Source organism: Treponema sp. OMZ 803 (assembly GCF_024181165.1).
In the GTDB taxonomy this organism is placed as follows: domain Bacteria; phylum Spirochaetota; class Spirochaetia; order Treponematales; family Treponemataceae; genus Treponema.
Window position 1 is genome coordinate 1,107,695 of the sequence record NZ_CP051195.1, and the last position, 15,927, is coordinate 1,123,621.

11 protein-coding genes are annotated in these 15,927 nt (G+C 45.7%); 9 read left to right on the forward strand and 2 right to left on the reverse strand.

What is annotated here, in order from left to right; genetic code table 11:
• The first annotated feature begins 13 nt into the window (after positions 1–13).
• On the forward strand, positions 14–1,447 hold the full coding sequence (locus ABH09_RS05110) for a pallilysin-related adhesin (RefSeq protein ID WP_253715463.1): 1,434 nt from the start codon (positions 14–16) through the stop codon (positions 1,445–1,447).
• Positions 1,448–1,567: 120 nt separating this feature from the next.
• Here the strand turns inward: ABH09_RS05110 and ABH09_RS05115 are convergent, their stop codons facing one another.
• Positions 1,568–2,776 (reverse strand): acetyl-CoA C-acetyltransferase, encoded by a 1,209-nt coding sequence (locus tag ABH09_RS05115; protein ID WP_253715464.1) that lies wholly within the window; start codon positions 2,774–2,776, stop codon positions 1,568–1,570.
• 296 nt (positions 2,777–3,072) lie between these two features.
• Here ABH09_RS05115 and ABH09_RS05120 point away from each other — a divergent pair, with 296 nt between their 5' ends.
• Positions 3,073–3,474: a DUF1284 domain-containing protein gene (locus ABH09_RS05120; RefSeq protein WP_253715465.1), complete on the forward strand. Its 402-nt coding sequence runs from the start codon at positions 3,073–3,075 to the stop codon at positions 3,472–3,474.
• A 192-nt stretch (positions 3,475–3,666) separates the two neighbouring features.
• Entirely contained in the window at positions 3,667–6,084 is a 2,418-nt protein-coding gene (gene metG, locus ABH09_RS05125; protein ID WP_253715466.1) for a methionine--tRNA ligase, read from the forward strand.
• Between the two features lie 326 nt (positions 6,085–6,410).
• Here metG and ABH09_RS05130 read toward each other — a convergent pair whose 3' ends face one another.
• Positions 6,411–7,526 (reverse strand): ABC transporter ATP-binding protein, encoded by a 1,116-nt coding sequence (locus ABH09_RS05130; RefSeq protein ID WP_162663293.1) that lies wholly within the window; start codon positions 7,524–7,526, stop codon positions 6,411–6,413.
• Positions 7,527–7,828: 302 nt separating this feature from the next.
• On the opposite strand from ABH09_RS05130, the gene ABH09_RS05135 reads away from it, so the two are divergent.
• From ABH09_RS05135 to ABH09_RS05160, 6 genes are all read left to right on the forward strand, one after another.
• Positions 7,829–9,781, forward strand: coding sequence for a hypothetical protein (locus ABH09_RS05135; RefSeq protein ID WP_253715467.1), 1,953 nt, complete (start codon positions 7,829–7,831; stop codon positions 9,779–9,781).
• 1 nt (position 9,782) lies between these two features.
• Positions 9,783–10,922, forward strand: coding sequence for a tRNA guanosine(34) transglycosylase Tgt (tgt, locus tag ABH09_RS05140; protein WP_253715468.1), 1,140 nt, complete (start codon positions 9,783–9,785; stop codon positions 10,920–10,922).
• 28 nt (positions 10,923–10,950) lie between these two features.
• The gene (locus ABH09_RS05145; protein ID WP_253715469.1) at positions 10,951–11,178 is read left to right on the forward strand and encodes a cyclic pyranopterin monophosphate synthase MoaC; all 228 of its coding nucleotides are present in this window, start codon (positions 10,951–10,953) and stop codon (positions 11,176–11,178) included.
• Positions 11,179–11,386: 208 nt separating this feature from the next.
• Positions 11,387–12,640: an ABC transporter substrate-binding protein gene (locus ABH09_RS05150; RefSeq protein WP_371922145.1), complete on the forward strand. Its 1,254-nt coding sequence runs from the start codon at positions 11,387–11,389 to the stop codon at positions 12,638–12,640.
• A gap of 31 nt (positions 12,641–12,671) precedes the next feature.
• Complete coding sequence (locus ABH09_RS05155) at positions 12,672–14,801, forward strand: methyl-accepting chemotaxis protein (protein WP_253715471.1); 2,130 nt, start codon at positions 12,672–12,674, stop codon at positions 14,799–14,801.
• A 112-nt stretch (positions 14,802–14,913) separates the two neighbouring features.
• Complete coding sequence (locus ABH09_RS05160; protein WP_162663303.1) at positions 14,914–15,918, forward strand: TAXI family TRAP transporter solute-binding subunit; 1,005 nt, start codon at positions 14,914–14,916, stop codon at positions 15,916–15,918.
• Positions 15,919–15,927 lie beyond the last annotated feature (9 nt).

Below are 15,927 nucleotides of genomic sequence, written 5' to 3' on the forward strand. Positions count from 1 at the left end.
AGGCGTTTTAAATATGAAGAAATTGTTTTATATGCTTTGTATTGTGGTGATCATCGTTATTATCGGAATATTGGCTTATCAGCGTATCGTTCACCAACGGACTCAGGTGATACCACAGAATGCTCAAACAATTATTCCTACTGCGCCGCAATTGCAGCAGCAAGAGGTTTCAAGTTCGGAAGTAATACCTGAAAATATACAATCGGGTATTACGCTGCTCAGTGATGAGGTTCTTGTCGAAGATATACAAGCGGATTTGAATGGTGATAATAAGGAAGATAAAATTATTGCAGCCAAAAAATTATCCGATCAATTCATCTATCTTTTCATATTTTTACAGGATAGTGAAGCGCAAACTTTTACAAGAGCCGTAGAAATAAAAACGGAAGCAACACATGCAAAAACGCTCTCTGTTTATACATTAATGGTACAAGAATATACGTATCCCGTTATAGTATATAATGGAATGAATGCCGATAGTATGCAGGTTTTCGGTATGTATAGGTTGGGGATAGATGAGGATAAAATAATCAGTATCTATTCTTTAGCCGACATACAAGCGGACGGTCAAATTATACTGAAAAACGAACAGGATAATTCGATCTCCGATTATACGATATCTGCATATTATTCCGATAAAGATGCTCCAAATACACTTAACCAAATAGAAAAGCAATATACATGGAATGCAAAAAAAGAATTTTTTGTGCAAACAAAAGAAACAAAAATTCCCGGAAAAAAAATTGAAAGTCAATTTCTTCAAAAATTTCAAACGGGGGATAGTAATTCTTTTCAAGAATTTCTTGACGGATTATGGTATCAACCAAGTGCAAAAAGAGATCAAAACCGGAGTATCTTTTTTAACCGGTCCGAAAACGAAATTATTTTTTCTGTCAATAATATTCAGGAACTCTTTACTATCGATTCTATAACACCGCGCAGATTCGGTATTTATTTTTCTACAAAAAATGCTTCTATTTCGAGTATTCATCGGCGCATCAGTATTGAATTACTTGGAATTGACGAAGTGCATATAAGAGTCATTGATGATATTGCGCGTTTAAAAATCGGCGTCGCATCAAACTGGGACGGATCATACCGAAAAATAAGTAATACTGTTCGCGAAGTACAAAGCAGTATCACGTTTGACAATATAAAAAAAATATTGACTGCAGATGAAAAAATATGGACAAGTGCAGAAGGATATTCTTTATATTTTTCGGATAATTCATATCGGTTCTTGCAAGATACGGCGGAGAATTCGGGATGGTATACGATTTTACAGATAAAAGGCAATACTGTTTTACAGCTTAAAGATACCGAAAATAATGAACGTTTTTTTAATCTTATACTTGATAATGCCGGTAAACGATTAAGCTTAATAGAAGTTTCCGTTACATTGAGCGGCATTATACCGATTGGAAGTTCGCCGCTTATATTTAAATAAACCTTTGTTGAAATATACCATAACATAAACATATCCGCGAAGCAAAGTGTATAAAAAAACTTCGCCTCGCGGAATACCGCGACTTAACTTTGACTGTTATGGCTGCGGATGTTTTTGATTTTATCGTTTTACAATAACGGCCGTTCCTTGCCCCCCTCCGATGCATAAAGAAGCAAGTCCGATCTTTTTATCCGTTTTGATCATTTCGTGGAGAAGAGTTACTAAAATGCGGTTACCCGAAGCACCAACCGGATGGCCGAGCGCAATAGCGCCGCCGTTGACGTTCGTTCGCTTTAACAGTGCATCGCGATCGACTCCATGCTCGCGTACCAGTTCATGGATAACGCCTAAAGACTGAGCGGCAAATGCTTCGTTCAATTCAATCAGTTCCATATCGGAGAGTTTCAGCGATGCATAGTTTAATGCATTACGGATTGCCGGAACGGGACCTAATCCCATTACGAGCGGGTCGACACCGCCTTGCCCGATGCCGATAATTTCCGCAATAGGTTTGAGGTTATATTTCTTTACGGCTGCTTCACTTGCAACCAGCACAAAGGAAGCCCCATCATTTATGCCCGATGCATTGCCTGCTGTAACAGTACCGTCGCTTTTAAAAGCAGGTTTCAGCTTGGCAAGTTTTTCGAGGTCGGTGGTACGATTGGGATATTCGTCGGTATCGAAAACAGTATCGCCTTTTTTTGAATGGATAGTAATCGGAACGATTTCGTTTTTAAATTTACCTGCATCGATAGCGGCAATCGCTTTTTGCTGGGAGGCGAATGCAAATCCATCCTGCTGCGCTCTGGTAATATTAAATTTTGCGGCGATATTTTCAGCCGTAATTCCCATGTGGATATTTGCACGGGCATCCGTTAAGGCGTCATAAATCATGTGATCGACCGCCTGCCAGTTTCCCATCTTATTTCCGCTGCGGGTATTTGCGGGTACGAGATACGGTGCGAGTGACATCGATTCTACGCCGCCTGCAAGAACAATGTCGTTAAAACCTGCTTGGATGGACATCACTGCTTCCATAACGGATCGCAAACCGGATCCGCATACCATGTTGACTGAGTGAGCACACACCGTTTCGGGAATGCCGGCTTCCAATGCGATGGTTCGGGCGATATTTTGACCGAGTCCGGCGCCGAGTACGTTACCGCAAATAAGCTCCGAAACTTGGTCGGGCTTTACCTTTGCCTCTTCCAGCACCGCTTTTACTACCGTTGAACCCATGTCCTTAGGCGGAACGGTAGACAGGCCTCCGAGAAACTTACCGATAGCAGTGCGCTTTGCACTGATGATGTACGATTTTGATACAGCCATTTTTGACCTCCTAGAAATACGGGAATATGTTCACGTTAAAGAAAATTTCTAAAAACTTCGATCTATGAAGTAATTTAGAGATATCCTTTAATCAAGATTCCCCTACGGTTTCTATCATATCACGCTTAAAACAATCTGACTATATTAGGCGATCGGGGGAAATGCATCAAGCAGTTTTTTATCAGGTTGCAGAATAATTGGAAATGAGATTTTCTTGCATTACGATTTTTCCTTTGATATAATTCGGAACAATTTAGAACGAACTTCTAAAATACACACTGTAAGGAATTCCCTCAATGGAAACACTCAGTCTGCGTCCGCACCATCTGTTATGTACTCGTGCATTTAAAGGCAACGGCTATTCTCCTGTATTTGTCGAAAATATGCAGCATGTTATCGATTTGTTAAAAAACGGCTGCTATATTACCTTAGTGACAGGCGTTGATGCCATTTGCGACCCATGTCCCGAAAGAGTCGGAAATCACTGCCGCTCGGAAGTAAAAGTAACGGGCTTTGATGAGGCTGTCCTATCGCAGCTTGGATTGGAAAGAAAAAACTATGCTTATACCGAAATAGAAGAGATACTTACAGCCCGATTAACCGAATCCGTATACGAGTGCATTTGCCGCGGCTGTGAATGGAAGCAAACCGGCATCTGCTGCTATGTCGATGTAAAACGCTCTTTATTCACAAAATAAAATAAGAGGTCGTGCCAGTCGAGCATTTATTTCAGCCGCGGCACGGATGCCGCTGGTTATATCAGAAGCGATGTTTCGACAACGTCGAAACTCGCAGCCAAAAGTGTACAAGGATGTACACTTTTGGCGTAGATGCGCCGTATATTTTCAAAAGATTGACTGATTTTGTCCCGAACACTATAATAGCCGGATATGAAACGAAAATTGATAACTTCAGCTCTCCCTTATGTGAATAATATCCCGCACCTCGGGAATTTAATCCAAGTTTTGTCCGCCGATGTCTTTGCACGTTTTTGCAGACTCCGCGGATATACAAGCTTATATGTATGCGGTACCGACGAATACGGTACGGCGACCGAAACAAAAGCCCTCGAAGAAGGGAAAACGCCGCGCGAATTGTGCGACTACTACCATGCGATCCACCGCGATATTTATCATTGGTTTAATATTGCGTTTGACTACTTCGGACGCACCTCCACACCTCAGCAGACCGAAATCGTGCAGGGGCTTTTTAAAGATATTGATAAAAACGGTTTTATAAAAGAACATGCCATAGAACAGCTCTACTGTGCACACTGTAACCGCTTTTTGGCAGACCGTTATGTACGTGGTACCTGTCCCCACTGCGGTTACGAAGATGCGCGCGGCGATCAGTGTGAAGCCTGCGGCAAGCTGCTGGAACCGACCGAGCTGAAAGCTCCCCGCTGTTCAACCTGCGGTGCTACTCCGGAGCCGCGCAGTACCAAGCACCTCTACATCGATTTGCCGGGCATCGTGCCGCAGTATGAACCGTGGATGCAAAAGGCAAGCGTAGAAGGGCAGTGGAGCAACAATGCCGTGCAGATGACCAAAGGCTGGCTGCGCGACGGTTTACAGGAACGCGCTATCACCCGCGACCTTAAATGGGGCATCCCCGTCCCGAAAGCGGGCTTTGAAGATAAGGTGTTCTACGTTTGGTTCGATGCCCCGATCGGGTATATCTCAATTACAAAATGCTTTACCGATTTAACCGGAGCCGATTGGAAAAACTGGTGGCTTGAGCAAAACGATATCGAGCTGTTCCAGTTCATCGGAAAAGACAATATCCCCTTCCATACGGTGATTTTTCCCAGCTCGCTCATTGCGTCGGGAAAGGATTGGGTAAAGCTCCATCATATTTCAAGCAGCGAGTACCTCAATTACGAGTCCGGCAAATTTTCAAAATCGAAGGGAATCGGCGTGTTCGGCTCCGATGCAAAGGATTCGGGAATTCCGGCGGATATGTGGCGTTTCTACATCTTCTATAACCGCCCTGAAAAGAACGATGCCCTGTTTACGTGGAAGGATTTTCAGGAGCGTGTAAACAGCGAGCTGGTCGGGAACCTGTGTAATCTGATAAACCGGACGCTCACCTTTGTGTCGCGCTATTATGACGGCGTTATCCCGCAGCGGGATGGGATGACTTCCGCCCGTGAAGATGTCCGCGCGGTTACGGAAGGCTTGCGCGCTGCAGCAAAGTACAGCATTGAAAAAATCACCGCACTGCTTGAAGAAGCGGAACTGCGCGATGCCTTCCACGAGCTGTTTGCACTTTCCTCCGTTGCCAACAAAGCGTTCCAAGACGGAGAGCCGTGGAAAAACCGCGAGGCTGATCCCGAAAAAGCGGAGGCGCTTCTCTTTGAACTGTGCTATTTAATCAAGGATTTGCTGATATTGATGCACCCGTATATGCCGGAATACGCCGATGCAGTTGCTTCGTTCTTAGGTATTAAGATATGGTCGGGCAATGTCTTTGACTGGGAACATCCCGTGCAGCCCCGTCCCGAAAATGTCCTTGCGTGGGACAATCTCTTAGAGCGGCGTGGTTTGGAGCGGGTACAAAAGCCTGCAATCATCTTTAAAACGCTGGAAAACGATGCGATTGCAGCGTATCGTGAACGCTATGCAGGAAGTCAGAAAGAACGTGCCGCGCAAGCCGGAAAACGGGCTGCGGGAAAGCAAGCAGGCGGAGAACAGGGCGGAAAAAAACAGCAGAATGCAGGAGGCAAAAATACCTCCGGAAATGCCGCTCAAAAATCGCCGGAAAAGCAGAAAGCCAAGCCGGATTGGGCGGATATTCCTCCCGAAAAGCTGTTTACCGATTATATTTCGTTAAAAACCGCGAAAATCATTTCTGTGGAAAAACATCCCGATGCGGATAAGCTCTTTGTGGAAACCATTGACGACGGCTCGGAAAGCGGGCGGATTATCCTTTCCGGCTTAGCGCCGTATTTTGCGCCGGAAGAGCTGGTTGGCGCCGATATTATCCTCGCAGAAAACTTAAAGCCGCGGAAAATGCGCGGTATTGAATCGAAGGGAATGCTCTTAGCGTCCCATTATACCGATGCGGACGGAACCGAGCGGGTTGAACTGGTTGGTATGCCCGGTGCGGCTGCCGGTACACCGGTAACACTGGAAGGTGCCGAAGCAGCTACGCCGCCGGTACAAAAACCGCAAGCCATCGATGCGGAACTGTTCTTTGCGGTGCCCTTTACGGTAGAAGATTTCCGCGTATGCGCCGCCGGAAAACAGCTGTTGGTAAACGGCAAACCGCTCGTAATGAAGCACGTTAAATCCGGGACGGTACAGTAAGCAGTAAGGGCGGGAAAGACAAAGATACTTTTTTCGGATGAAAGTGGTCTTTCCTGTCCTTCGCCCCTTTCTACCTTCAGAATATTCGGTGGTGTCTCAAAATCCGATTACTTTTTTGACATCCCCGCAAGTTTAAGATTAGAGCCGTTATCTTGTAACGCCTTAAATTGGAACATCTCAAATACGTCTACGGAAAACCTCTAAAAACCGATTCGTAATCCACGTTAGCGGATACGATAATTATTCCTTTTAGAACAAACCGATAGGCTTGCAGTTTTTAGAGGTCCCTTGTTCAATAAACCGGATAAATATGCCTGTGCAGTTCTTTATTGCTTTTGAACATCTTCACAGATATTTGCTTCCGTTTCGTTATCGAAGAAACGTGCTTTTTCCATATTAGGAACAAAGTGAAGCGATTCTCCGATGCCTGCTTCGACGGTATTGAATGTACGGGCGATGACCTGCTGGTTTTTTGAGGCCAGATAGAGGTGTGTTTCTGCTCCGAGCGGTTCTTTAACGGTTATCTTGAGTGTCATGCTATTTTTAGCGTTATCGCTTTCGGCAACAAGCTGTAAATCTTCCGGTCGAATACCGAAGAATACGTTTTTACCGATATACTTCTTTAAGTGTTTTTGCTGATCTTCGGTAGGTTGTAAGACGAAGGTACCTTCATCGATAGCAATGCTGCCATTTTTTTCTATTACTTTAACATTTAAGAAATTCATAGGCGGCGAACCGATAAATCCTGCTACGAATTTATTTACGGGATGATTGTAGAGGTAGAGCGGAGAGCCAATTTGCTGTACCTTTCCATCTTTCATAACAACGATTTTATCTCCCATTGTCATCGCTTCAACCTGATCATGCGTAACGTAGATCATTGTGGCTTTTAAACGGTTATGCAAGTCAGAAATTTCGGCGCGCATTTGGACGCGGAGCTTTGCATCGAGGTTGGAAAGCGGTTCGTCAAATAAGAATACTTTTGGGTTACGGACAATAGCACGTCCTACCGCAACACGCTGACGCTGCCCGCCCGAAAGAGCCTTAGGTTTACGGTCAAGAAGCTTTTCAATGTCGAGAATACGGGCAGCTTCATGCACGCGGCGTTCAATTTCTTGTTTATCAACTTTACGTATCTTCAATCCGAATGCCATATTGTCATAGACAGTCATGTGCGGATACAGTGCATAGTTTTGGAAAACCATTGCGATGTTGCGGTCTTTGGGTGGAATATCGTTCATACGTTCACCGTCTATGTACAGGTCACCTTCACTGATTTCTTCAAGCCCTGCTATCATGCGGAGTGTTGTCGATTTACCGCAGCCGGACGGTCCGACGAATACAACAAATTCTTGATCTTCAATAACGATATTGGCATTTTCTACTGCACGGACATTTCCATCGTAAATTTTGCCGATACCTTTCAATTCAACTTTTGCCATTACGGCCTCCTAAAAATTATCCTATACAGACAGTATATCGTCAAATTCCGCATCTGTCAAACAAAAATATATCTGGTGTCAGGGCAGCAAAAGGATATCCGCCGATAGAAAATATCATTTTTAACTTTCATATCTCTTACGAAAACCCACAGCAATAGTGATTTCCGTAGAATGAACTATGGAGGGGCTATTTTTACAGGCGAGATACTTAATATGTAATATTGCAATATGGGGAGTAATGCTTAAAGAATTTCTTTCAAATCCGATAGCCGAATAAAATGTAATAAGATACAATAGAGCCTATGCTTGAAAGTGTAAGTCCGATAATACTACATCAGATAAACGGAGCGGCGTATTGCTGTCTTGCTTCGGGGATGGAGCCGCGTGCTTTTGCGCATTCGGCTGTTACCGATTATCTTCACGACGCCTGTTTGCGTATTGCGCCTGACGGGACGGTGCAGGAGTTTTATCTTAACGAGACCGTTACATTTTTTAATACGGAAAAAGGACGGGAAGAGGTTGGGATTGTGCTGCCGCTGCGGGAAGCGCAACCGCTTATCGGTTTTGCTTGTCTCGATATGGATGCTGCTGCCGGTGCATTCCGTGATCCGCAGGCGCTTTTTCGTGCAGAGGCTGTATTACGAAAGTTATACCGGCTTTTTTCTTGTCTCCTCACTGCATATCAGCACGGTACGGTAAGTGAAGATTGTTTCCGAGCAGCTATGTCTGCCCCCTTGTGTTTGCTGGCGGAGGGAGGAATAGACGGCGGCGCTCAAGACCTTATCGTACTTCCGCCTCGATTAGTACTTCGCTGCGTTACTGCCGAAACCGCGGCGGCGCTCCGCTTCCATTATCCGTGGGTACATCCTGATGCGGAACGAGTGCCGCTTGACGATGCTGCGTCCTTTTTCTTAGCAACGCTCAGCTATGCCTGCATCACCGGAGCGCCGCCTTTTAATAGCGCTGCCGTCCCGTTTGCAGCGGTAGACGGGGATGACTTTTGCGCCAACGGTGCGGCGGAACAGCTTGTGCAGAATATACGGGATGGCGTTTATGTGCCGGTTGAACTCCGCTGTCCAGCGCTGTGTCCGCAGTTTGCGCATCTTATCGATGACGGATTTGCCGTAGCTGCGGGGCAGGGGAGTGCTAAAACTACAGGCCGGCATGGTAGTGTCGAAGCCACCGGACATAAGAGCATCGGTCTTGAAAAAACTGCGGGCGGCGATATAATGCCTAACCGCCGCGCCGCGCTGCTGCTGCTTGTGGAACAGCTCTGCAGTCATTGCGATGAATCGCTGCCACTGTTCGCCGGTATACAGGCGGATGGAGGACCGGCGCAGCATCCGGACACGCAGAAGGCCGGTATGCAGGAGCAAGCGGCGCTAACCAAAGAGGCGGAAGTGCAAGCAGCTGAGGATTCAGCGCAACGGGCGGCGCTTGAGGCTTTTATTCAAACAGCGAGGAAACGCATCAGCCGAAAACGCTTTGTTAGACAGAACTCCGGTAAAATTGCGGCAGCGGCGGTACTGTGTGCCGCGCTTATTGCCGTAACGGCAGCGGTTGTAGTTCATCTCCGTAAACCGCCTGAAACGGCAGGTATGTCAGCGGAAGCGGTAATACACGGTTTTTATACCGCCGTCGGAACACTCGATCAAACGATAACCGGCGCTTATACCAAAAACAAAGCCGCTGCCTTATACGACGGTCTGATGGTGCATTTGTATGTAACCGGTAAAACACGCGAGGCCTACGAGCGCAAAAAGATTTATTACACGCCTCAGGAGTTCTTCAACCTCTGTGAATCTGCGCGGAGTGTCCATGCCGTACCCGCTGTCGATGATGAGCTCATTCGCTATAAAAAAGCGGTGATCAAATTGCTGGGCGGAGGTTCCGTCTACGGTATTTCCGGCTTAGAGATTGTTCCCGCTGTCCAGACCGGCTGGTTTGACGTGAGGTTTTATCACTGGCTGCCGATTTTTTCATCGGAAGAAGCTGAGGCGGCGGCAAAGGCTATGGAAAGAGCACTTGAAGCTTCTGTAAGCGCATCCGATACGGAGTTTTCGGAGCGGAGCGCTTTTCCCGTACAGGTACTCTATAAGCATGACAGGGTACAGATCATATCGGTTAAGGGCAGCTTTTTTATCGGGGCAATCGAATCGGCGGAAAGTACGGTTGCCGTCGACTCGAGCAATGCACTGCTCGAAGATTGTGCGTTACCGCCCTCGGACAGGCCGACCTATTTAAAAGGATTGTAATATGAGAGAACGAAAAAATATCTATACGCTTTTACATCAGGATGCAGGTTCGGCTGCCCGCACGGGAGTGATACGCCTGCCTCACGGTACGGTACAAACCCCCGCCTTTATGCCGGTAGGAACGGCCGCGACGGTAAAGGGCATGACTAAGGATGATTTACACGAAATAGGCTTCGAAATCATCTTAGCGAATACCTATCACCTCTTTTTACGGCCGGGTATGGACGTTATCAAGCAGGCGGGCGGGCTGCATGGGTTTTCCGGCTGGAATAAAAACTTTTTGACGGATTCGGGCGGATTTCAGGTATTCTCGCTGTCTCAGCTGCGGAAAATTAAGGAAGAAGGGGTAACATTTCAGAGCCATATCGACGGGAGCAGGCAGTTTTTAAGCCCCGAAATCGCGGTGCAGGTGCAGGCCGCCTTTAATAGCGACATTCAAATGCAGCTCGATATCTGTTCCCCCTACGGTATTCCCAAAAAGGAAACCGAAAAAGCGCTGACGCTCACAACCGCGTGGATGCATCGGGCGGTGCGGGAATGGGATCAAACGGAAGGGTACGAGGGAAGCCTTTTCCCGATTATACAAGGCGGCTTTTTTGAAGATCTCCGCCTCAGAAGTATCGAATCGATTATGGAATGTGATCCGCACGGTATCGCAATCGGCGGCCTTTCCGTCGGCGAACCTGAGGAAGTGTACAAGGAATTTTTAGCCTTTACCGCCGCGCATGTTCCCAAACATAAACCGCTCTATGTGATGGGCATCGGTACCCCCGATTATATTTTAGAGGCGGTAAAAAACGGCGTCGATCTTTTTGACTGCGTGCTTCCCTCACGGAATGCACGGAACGGAAATCTTTTTACCCGTACCGGCCCCATCTCAATTAAAAAGAAAGAATATGAATACGATTTCGGCCCGATCGATCCGAGCTGCTCCTGCAAGGTATGCCGGAATTACAGCCGCGCGTATCTGCGGCACCTGTTCCGCTGTAAGGAGATTCTGTATTCAATGCTTGCAACCTACCACAACTTAGCATTCCTCCATCGAATGGTTACCGAAATCAGGGAAGCAATTACCGAAGATCGCTTTTCGGAATACTACCGCCGCTTCCTGAAAGACTATTATGGAAAAAAAATAACTTAATCACTTTGACTCCTCCGGTAAAGCCGTGATGGTGGATGTCGCCGGTAAGGATGAGACAAAAAGAATAGCGGTTACGCACGGCTTTATCAGCATGAATGCGGAGGCCTTTCTTGCGGTACGCGAAGGCAGCGTCAAAAAAGGCGATGTGCTGGGAATTGCGCGGGTTGCCGGAATTATGGCGGTAAAAAAGACGCCGGAGCTTATCCCCCTCTGCCATACGCTGCAGGTTACGAGCGCCGGTATTGACTCTCCATGAAATGAATCATTTTCCAATTGTTATATTTTACCGCTTATGTTAAAATACTTAGATTGATCAGAGAGCTTGTTAAAGTTTTCTGTGTAAGAACATCCCTTGCTGGGGTAATTTTAAAATACAATGCCAAGGTGTTATAATGATTAAAATTTTTCACGGTTTATTGCAAAGAAGTTTGTTCGTGCCATTTGCGTTATCTGCTGTTTTGTGTATGGGCTGTATGAATGCTAAAAAAGCCGATGTCGCTGCGGAAATTGAATTTTGGACATTTCCCAATTTCACCTCCGAAACCGGCGTCGAAGGAGATTTTGAAAAGAGTTTAATCGCGGCGTTTGAAAAAGAGAATCCTTCTATTAAAGTTCATTTTACATTGCTCAACTTTACCGATGGAGCGGAAAAGATTGAAAAAGCCATAGCAGAAGGCAAGGCTCCCGATATTATTTATGATGCCCCCGGCCGAATTATCGGATGGGCAGGGAAGGGGCTGCTTGAACCGCTGGATGATGTGCTCGCAACTGAAAAACCGTATATCACGACGGAGCTTTTGACTGTTTCTGCCGGTAAGGATAGGCGCACCTATATGTATCCGATGCACGAAGGTGCTTTTTCGATGGCGTTTAATAAAGAAATGCTCGAAGACCTTGGCCTTATCAATTTATTGCCGTATAAACGGAGAGACCGCCAGTGGACGGTTGAAGAGTATGAAAGGCTTTTAACAGCCCTTAAGGAAAAGCTTCCTGCAGGAACCGTCCCGGGGGTTTTCTATTATAAAAATATGGGCGGCGACCAAGGGACTAGAGCTTTTTTGGTTAACCTTTACGGAAATGCAAATCTGTTAAATGGAGATTATTCAAGTTACATTTATAATTCCGCTCAAGCAGTGCGGAATATGGACTGGACGGTACGTGCAATGAAACGGGGACTGTTGCTCGACGGAAAGGATCTTACTTCAAATGATGCAATTGCAATGTTCGTTTCCGCTAAAGCAGCTCATACTATCTTGTATTCACCTCAGCTTAATAAAATGAATGACGGTAAACGGCGGTATAAAGGAAAAGATTTTACGCCGATCTATATGCCGTTTCCCAATGATGCCGGCGCTCCGCTCCTTGAATTTTTGGCGGGCGGTGCTTGTGTCTTTAACAACGGCAATGCGAATAAAATAAAGGCCGCAAAGAAATTCCTGCATTTTGCCGCAACCGACGAAGTATGGGCGCCTAAGCTTATAAATGCAACCGGCGGTTTTCCTGCAAGCTCTAAAATTCAGATAGAAACGGAAGATACCGAAATACTGTATAATTCGGTGCTTCAACGGTTCTTTGGTCAGTATTACAATAATATTACCGGTTTCGGGCAGATGCGCGGATACTGGAATACGCTTTTAAAAGAAGTCGCCTCGGGGAATGATATTCAAGCTGCACTGAATCGCTTTGTGCAGAATTCCAACGCTGCGTTGAAAGAATAGAACATCTTTAAAAACTACGGGAGAGAACACAATGGCACACACAGCTTCACAGAGACAAAAAGTAACGAGTTTTTTTTCCATTAGAAATAAGATGATTACATCTTTTGCCGTATTTGCCGTTTCTATTTTAACGATTGTCTATATTGTCGCGATATACTTTGCTTCCGTTTCGCTTTTGAATAATACCGAATACTTCTTAAAAGAACTCGTAAAAAGTTCATCAAAAGTTTTAGACGAACGCTCTCAGGCCTTGTTCGGAAAGTTGGAAGCGTTTTCAAACCTGCCGTTTATTCAAGACGACACCGTATCGTATCAAGAAAAAATAGAATTATTTAAAAATGAGATACAAATGCAAAAACAGCGCGGCTGGCTCAGTTTCGGTATAAGCGGACTTGACGGTATGTTGTACCGAACGGATAATACGGTTGAAAAAGTCGCAAGCGCGGATTGGTTTCAATCGGCACGTAAAGGAAAGTATATTATTACGGAACCTTCGCAGTCCGCTACCGATCGAAGATATATTTTTATCGTGGCAATTCCTATGAGGGACTTACAAGGGAAAATTACCGGCGTTATCAATGCGACGATTTTAGGTGATGCACTTTCAAATTTAATAAGCGATATTATTGTCGGCGAAACGGGCACTGCGTATTTGGTGAGTTCATCCGGAACCGTTTTAGGCAACCGCCGTCCCGAAATTCTGTATAAGAGTATCTACAATGAAATAATCGGAAGCGATACGAGTGCATTTGCAAAATTTCTTAAGCAGGCGCTTGCTTCGCATAAATCTTTGGTCAACGTATCCGAAATAAAAGGAGTCGAGTATATATCCGCCGTTGCCTCGATGCGGTATGCGGATTGGACACTCCTATTAACAGCTCCCATCTCGGAGTTTATGGCGGAGAACGTGACAAATCTTATTAAGACATTTATCATCATTGCGTTATGTCAATTGATTATTGCTATCGCGTTAGGTGTTCTTATTGCGCGTAATATTACCCGTCCGATCAATCACGTGATAGCAGCACTGAAAAATATTGCGCAGGGAGAGGGAGACCTTACGATTGAGCTTCCTGCAAGTGGTAAGGATGAAACGAGCGTATTGTCATCGTATTTTAATCAGACGATTTTAAAACTAAAAAATTCAATCCAAAAAGTCGGGGCGGATTCCCGCGAAATGGAATCGGTCGGTTCCGATCTCGAAAGCAATATGATGTCGGTCAGCGAAGTGGTCTCAAATATTACTGCCGGTATTGAAGATCTGAAAAAGCGGTTTGTCGAACAGGAAGAAAGCGTATCCGGCACGGCTGCCGCTATCGAACATATCATCAAAACGCTAAGGGGGTTGGATGAAAGTATCGGACAGCAAGCAGCTATGATTACCGAATCCTCTACCTCTTTTGATAAGATGTCGCACAGTATCAACACCGTAGGGGAAAATGTCGTGGAAACCCGTGAGGCTATCCGGAATCTTTCTGCGGCTACCAATGACGGCAGGGAAACACTTGCTAAAGCGAATGAGGTGTCGCAACGGATATCGGACGCATCGGGTGATTTGATTGAAGCGGGTGCCGTAATAGAAAATATTGCAAGTCAAACGAACCTGCTTGCAATGAACGCTGCTATCGAAGCAGCCCATGCGGGAGAGGCGGGGAAAGGCTTTGCCGTCGTCGCTTCGGAAATAAGAAAACTTGCCGAAGAATCGAGCGCTCAGGGTAAAAAGATTTCCATAACGCTTAAAAATCTCTCCGCCGAGATCAAAGCGCTTGCGGATTCCGCATCGGGTGCCGTTGAAAAGTTTAATATCATTTCGGGATACTCAAAAGGTTTGAGCGGCTCCATCGAAGGAGTGGTTCAAGCGATGGACGAGCAGGAAGAAAACGGAAAAATCATCTGGGGTATTATCAACGATGTTACCGGCGTGACAAACGAGGTAAAAAGCGGTTCCGGCGATATGCTTGCCGACGGTGAGAAGGTCGTTTCAGCAACAAAGCGGCTGGACGATTTAACGCGTATCTTGCGGGAAAATATCGAGAATATCGCTTCTCAGACGGAGCTGATCAATGAAGCGGCACAAGAGTCTCTTGAAATTGCCGTAAAAAATAAGCAAAGTATAGACGGTCTTGTCTTGGAAGTAGGCAAGTTTAAAACAGAGAAATAATCACAGAAGGTTTGCGTTGCAAACTCGATTATTTACGGATGCGCGTAACGCGCATGGCTAAAAACTTTTTCGGATGTTGAAACATCCTGCAAAAGTTTTTATAGGAGAAGGTATGAAAACAGTAAGAGTAACTTTCGGCCTGTTGTGTATGGTAGCATTGATTGTGCTGACAACGATAGGCTGTGAAAAGAAAGAAAGCGGAGAGAAATCCGAGCATCACCTTGATAGGACAAAAGAGTTCGTCACGGTTGCAACAGGCCCGACAAGCGGTATTTATTTTCCGATCGGCGGAGCTTTTGCCGAAGCCTTAAAATCGGCTGGGTATAATACCAGTTCACAAGCGACCGGCGCGTCAGCCGAAAATATTTCGATGATCTCCAAAGGAGAGGCTGAGCTTGCAATCGCAATGCAGGACTCCGTCATGCAAGCATATAAGGGCTTCGGCGCCTATGAAGGTAAAGCAAATCCTAAGCTGAGAGCATGTATGCGTTTGTGGCCGAATTACGTACAGCTCGTAACGCTGCGTAAATCCGGTATTAAAACCGTCGCAGACCTGAAGGGAAAACGTGTCGGTGTCGGTGCTGCAAACTCCGGTGTTGAGTTAAATGCCCGTATGATTTATGAAGCCTATGGGTTGACATACTCCGATAGCAAGGTTGACTATTTGTCTTACGGTGAAGCAATCGATCAAATGAAAAACGGTCAGTGCGATGCAGCTTTTGTTACCTCCGGTTTGCCGAATGGAACGATTATGGAGCTTGCTACCAGCTATGATATGGAAATTGTTCCTATTGATGGGGCAGGTAGAGATGCACTGATTCAAAAGTATCCGTTTTTCTCGCAAACGATTATTCCGGCAAACACTTATAACAACACAACAGATGTAGATACTGTCTTTGTATATAACATCATGTTGGTAAACAGCGACCTTTCCGAGGATGTCGTGTACGATATGCTGACTGTTATCTTCGATAATATTTCGACGATTAAAGCATCGCACAATGCGGCAAATAAGCATATCGATTTGTCCTTCGGCGTAGAGGATGTAAAAATTCCACTGCATCCGGGCGCTGCAAAGTTCTGGCAGGAAAAAGGCTTTAAGACTCCACAGAATTAACGGATACGT

Bases quoted from the DNA above. Each gene is read 5' to 3' on its own strand.
- ABH09_RS05110 (WP_253715463.1), top strand. From the start codon at position 14: ATGAAGAAATTGTTTTATATGCTTTGTATTGTGGTGATCATCGTTATT.
- ABH09_RS05115 (WP_253715464.1), bottom strand. From the start codon at position 2,776: ATGGCTGTATCAAAATCGTACATCATCAGTGCAAAGCGCACTGCTATC.
- ABH09_RS05120 (WP_253715465.1), top strand. From the start codon at position 3,073: ATGGAAACACTCAGTCTGCGTCCGCACCATCTGTTATGTACTCGTGCA.
- metG (WP_253715466.1), top strand. From the start codon at position 3,667: ATGAAACGAAAATTGATAACTTCAGCTCTCCCTTATGTGAATAATATC.
- ABH09_RS05130 (WP_162663293.1), bottom strand. From the start codon at position 7,526: ATGGCAAAAGTTGAATTGAAAGGTATCGGCAAAATTTACGATGGAAAT.
- ABH09_RS05135 (WP_253715467.1), top strand. From the start codon at position 7,829: ATGCTTGAAAGTGTAAGTCCGATAATACTACATCAGATAAACGGAGCG.
- tgt (WP_253715468.1), top strand. From the start codon at position 9,783: ATGAGAGAACGAAAAAATATCTATACGCTTTTACATCAGGATGCAGGT.
- ABH09_RS05145 (WP_253715469.1), top strand. From the start codon at position 10,951: ATGGTGGATGTCGCCGGTAAGGATGAGACAAAAAGAATAGCGGTTACG.
- ABH09_RS05150 (WP_371922145.1), top strand. From the start codon at position 11,387: ATGGGCTGTATGAATGCTAAAAAAGCCGATGTCGCTGCGGAAATTGAA.
- ABH09_RS05155 (WP_253715471.1), top strand. From the start codon at position 12,672: ATGGCACACACAGCTTCACAGAGACAAAAAGTAACGAGTTTTTTTTCC.
- ABH09_RS05160 (WP_162663303.1), top strand. From the start codon at position 14,914: ATGAAAACAGTAAGAGTAACTTTCGGCCTGTTGTGTATGGTAGCATTG.